Source organism: Candidatus Sororendozoicomonas aggregata (genome assembly GCF_031528575.1).
In the GTDB taxonomy this organism is placed as follows: domain Bacteria; phylum Pseudomonadota; class Gammaproteobacteria; order Pseudomonadales; family Endozoicomonadaceae; genus Endonucleibacter; species Endonucleibacter aggregata.
In genome coordinates, this window is record NZ_JAVLSP010000160.1 from 1 (window position 1) to 4,327 (window position 4,327).

At 45.4% G+C, this 4,327-nt stretch carries 3 protein-coding genes; all 3 read right to left on the reverse strand.

Going from position 1 to position 4,327, the window contains the following annotated elements:
- Positions 1-136: 136 nt before the first annotated feature.
- Positions 137-697, reverse strand: a complete 561-nt coding sequence (locus V4C51_RS17245) for a glutathione peroxidase (protein ID WP_476577898.1) — start codon at positions 695-697, stop codon at positions 137-139.
- A 567-nt stretch (positions 698-1,264) separates the two neighbouring features.
- Complete coding sequence (locus V4C51_RS17255) at positions 1,265-2,185, reverse strand: hypothetical protein (protein ID WP_330927417.1); 921 nt, start codon at positions 2,183-2,185, stop codon at positions 1,265-1,267.
- Between the two features lie 113 nt (positions 2,186-2,298).
- Entirely contained in the window at positions 2,299-4,071 is a 1,773-nt protein-coding gene (gene radD / locus V4C51_RS17260; protein WP_330927418.1) for a DNA repair helicase RadD, read from the reverse strand.
- Positions 4,072-4,327 lie beyond the last annotated feature (256 nt).

A 4,327-nucleotide genomic window follows, 5' to 3' on the forward strand; every position in this document is an offset into this window, starting at 1 on the left:
AGGGGTTTTTGCTATTTGCGTGAAAAAATGTGCAAAGATGCGCAAAAAAACAAAAGCTGATCCCATCCGCGCTTTATCGCCGCGGGCGCTCAGCAGTGAGACGACCTATCTGGCACGATCCATGTGCCAGGAAAGTTTATGCTTCCTGTACTTTTTTCATATGCTTTAACGCAAGCTTGATATCCAGCTCAATGTCTTTTGGTTTTGTTTTAGGAGAAAAACGTTTTACGCTGCCTTTTGCCGGATTGATCAAGAACTTGGTGAAATTCCATTTGATGGCTTTTGAGCCAAGCATGCCGGGGGCTGCTGACTTGAGATCGTTAAAGAGAAGGGCTGCATTGTCACCGTTAACGTCGATTTTCTCGAACATGGGGAAGCTGACACCGTAGTTTTTCTGACAGAAAGCACCAATAGTGTGACTGTCGCCTGGTTCCTGATGACCAAACTGGTTGCAGGGAAAGCCAAGCACAACAAGCCCTTCTTCTTTATAGGTCTGATAGAGCGTTTCCAGGCCTTCATACTGGCTGGTGAAACCACATTCACTGGCAGTGTTCACAATCAATACGACTTTATTTTGAAATTCGCCCAGTGGTTGTTGTCGCCCGTTTAATAGGGTCATTTCATAATCATTCAGATTCATGTGTTGCTCTTTGATATTTATACATTGCTGAACATAGCCCGGATATTTCATAAACATGGTCCTGGCCTTGCTTGCTCCTTGCGGCTCTATGGGAGTTTTGCTCCCCGGTACGGCGCTCCTTCGCAAAATCCCTAAGAGCCGCAAGGTTCTGCGCAATTCTCAGGGCAGTTTATGAAATATCCGGGATAGCATCTATATGCCAACAGGTAATTCAGTTTTATACATTATCCTGAATTGAGTAGTTATGCTAATCGCCTTTTCTAACTGGCATTTGCGTTGGACAATACTAAACGAATCACTTTTATCCTGTTTAGGGCATAGCGCTCCAAACATATAGGCTTACTTAAATTGCTGCTGCCGAATCAGACCAGGACGACTACCTGTTGGTGCCCACAGGCGGCTAATGGTGTTCTGCTGTCCAAATCGAGCTTCCTCCTGAAACCAGCTATCAATAACTTGATGTTCCGATGCCGGAGGCAGCACAGACATTACCTTCTGTTTGAAGTTTTTAAATACTTCTGCTCTCCAGGGTCTTGCTTGGGATGTTTCGATCTGCCAGAGATCCATAACAATTTAAGAGAGCAATAGTATATTAAAGTCGTTTATCATTTGTCTTTTAATGGTCTAATAACCAAAGACAAGCAGTGACTTATTTTTAAACAGGCTTTTTGACAATGTCATTTTTGATGGCTCTGCCTTTTTCTGTGAAGTTGCCAGTAAACTTCTCACCAGTGGTGAGCTTGCTTTATCACTCAGCCAGTCTTTGACTTGCCCGATATTTTTCTGATAAGCAGACTGCTTAAAGCTATCCTCGGGATAGATTACAGAATGAATAATTCGAGTCAGGCAACCATTGAGATCGACGTAGCCCAGTGTATTAAGGCTCTCTATTGCATTGTTAATCAGTGGTGTAATTTTTTCATGGGAAATATTGACCAGGTTGTCTTCTAAAAACAGAATTTCTATTTGTTGCAGTTGCTCGGTACCCTCGGCGTTGGCAATCTGTTCTACGAACCATTGTATACGGGATGATCTAAGGGCGTCTTTGGCATTTTCATCACCGCTGTTGACCATCATTAACAGTAATTCACACTGCCTGGCTATGTTGGATAAGGTTTGCCGCTCAGTTGTTTTTAAAGCCGGGTACTGGCTGATCCAGGTAGCCATGTTGGCCAAGGCTTCTTCGGTGGCCATTGGCGAGGCAAAGGTATCGTTAATCAGCGCTTTAATATGTTCAGAAATACTGTTGGGATTATTTTGTAGCTCTGTGATTACTTCGACAAGGTGTTGCCTGATTGATGAATCTACCCCTAACAGGCTGGCGCGCTCAAGTAAAGCGGCGGGCTGATAAATACCTTGCTGACAAGAGACGATAAAAAGCAGTGCCAGTAACTCCAATCGCTGCTCATCATCGATCACCTGAGAGCTTAAAATAGCCAACTCAACGGCTATATGCGTATCACAAGCATCGGTATGCCTGATACAACTGATGTACTGATGGAGTTCTTTATAGCTGATGATTGAGAGTGCTTGTTTATTGGTCATGGCTCTACTTCCCTGTGAATACGCTTGGAGAAATGTTGCCAAAGTGCTTGGAAAGAATCACTAACACAGTGGGTACAATGGGTAACTATTGCGTTAGCCTGCACTATTCTGCACTATTTTGTACTGTTGGCTTTTTTGTAAGCACCATCATAGTCGTACAGTTTTTCACGGATTTGCCAGTAGTGTTTTTTTCTATCAGCAATGACAAAGTCAGGTTTTCGAAATTTGCTGGCATTGCGCACAATATGGCTGACTGAAAGAGCCCGAAAGGCTTGGCCTCTGTTGATCAGCGCCTGTTTACCAAAATAGTGATAAAAGGCACCCTGTTGTGAGGGCGTATCGAGTCTGAAGAACTCATTGAGTTCGGCACCGTCTTCATCGTGATAAGTCACTTTGAGTCGGGAGCCACCGGCTGTTGTGCCTTCCTCCGTCATCACCATGCCTGCGCAGCGGATGACCATGGCCGAACGAAGGTTAAGTGCATCACGCAACTTTTTGTCGGGGTCAACCAGTGTTTTTCCACAGTCAATACAGCGGCGGGCAGCGATATCATTTTCGCCATTGCAGGCATCGCATTCTTTAAAGCGAAAGCGAAACGAACAGCGTTCAGCGGAACCCTCAAACCAGTCAACCCCCTGGCAACGACGACCATAGTGTTCTAAAACGTACCCTTGATCATCCACAATGCCCCAAAACGTATTGTCAAAATTGCAGACCGGGCAGGTGATCGTTACTGGGGTTGTATCATTATTGGGTTTTGGACTCCCTACTTCCGGGGAGAATAAATCATACAGATTGCCGGCAAACTCCAAAACCAGGCAGTCTTTTTTTCCTGGTGATAACCGAAGCCCCCTGCCAACAATTTGCTGGTAAAGGCTCACTGATGCTGTGGGTCTGAGAATGGCAATGACATCCACATGGGGGGCATCAAACCCTGTGGTGAGCACCGAAACATTCACTAGATATTTCAGTTTTTTACTTTTAAAGGCATTAATAATACTGTTTCGTTGGTGTATGGACGTGCTGCCGGTAATCAGCCCCGTACTTTCGCCGGGAAGGTAGCTTGCAATTTCATGGGCATGCTCCACGGTGGCCGCAAAAATCATCACACCCTGCTTTTCAGCCGCCTGCTCAATGACGGTACGAATAATAGCGGCAGTGGCCCTGCCTTGCCCTTGCAGCAAAGTGTTCATGGCATTTTCATTGAAATGCCCCAGGCGGTCTGTTTTTAGCTGACTAAAATCATAAAACGTTGTGGGGGCATCAATCAGTTTAGGTGGTGTCAAAAAGCCTGATTGAATCATATATGACAGCGGCAGTTCAAAAATGCACTGCTCAAAAAAACGGGGCTCTTCTGTACGAACAAAGGCTTTTTTGCCAGGCTCGGCGTGGTATTGGTAAATCCAGCCAAGGTCAAGGCGATAAGGCGTTGCGGTCAGACCCAGCACTTTAAGGTTAGCGTTCTGGGTTTTCAGATGACCGATAACTTTGTGGTAACTGCTTTTTTCTTCCAGAGATACCCGGTGGCATTCATCAATCACCAGTAGGGTAAATTGCCCATGACTGAATGACGGTAAATTTCGAGAAACCGATTGGACGCTACCAAAGACCACTTGTTCAGTGGTATTTTTTTTACCAAGCCCCGCACTAAAGATGGAAGCTTTTAATCCATAGCTTTCATATTTTGCATGGTTTTGCGCAACCAGCTCTTTCACATGGGCTAAAGCCAGCACTCGACCTCGAGCCAGGCGTGCCAGCTCGCTAATAACCAGACTTTTTCCTGCGCCTGTGGGTAATACAACAACCGCAGGGGCACAACTGTTGCGGAAGTGGTGAATGACGCTACTGACAGCTTGTTGTTGATAAGGGCGAAGAGAATATACCATCGCGACAGTATACTAAACCAACATTCACATGCCGAGGGTAATACCAATTGATTCTTCTAACTCCGGTTTGGGCCGCTATTTTGAGCCGCTGGATCTGTGTTAAAACCCTAGGAGGCTGTCCGAGAATAGACTACCCTACTGCGGTTGCGATAAATTAGTCTGAAAATTCCTGCTTCTTCATCAAATAGCCCCGCTATTCTCCTCAGAGGCAGAAATTTTATCCTCAATTTCTCGCAATCCTCGCTAAGGGCGCTAT

Excerpts from the sequence above, each read along its gene's own strand:
- V4C51_RS17245 (WP_476577898.1), bottom strand. The coding sequence starts at position 697 with ATGTTTATGAAATATCCGGGCTATGTTCAGCAATGTATAAATATCAAA.
- V4C51_RS17255 (WP_330927417.1), bottom strand. The coding sequence starts at position 2,185 with ATGACCAATAAACAAGCACTCTCAATCATCAGCTATAAAGAACTCCAT.
- radD (WP_330927418.1), bottom strand. The coding sequence starts at position 4,071 with ATGGTATATTCTCTTCGCCCTTATCAACAACAAGCTGTCAGTAGCGTC.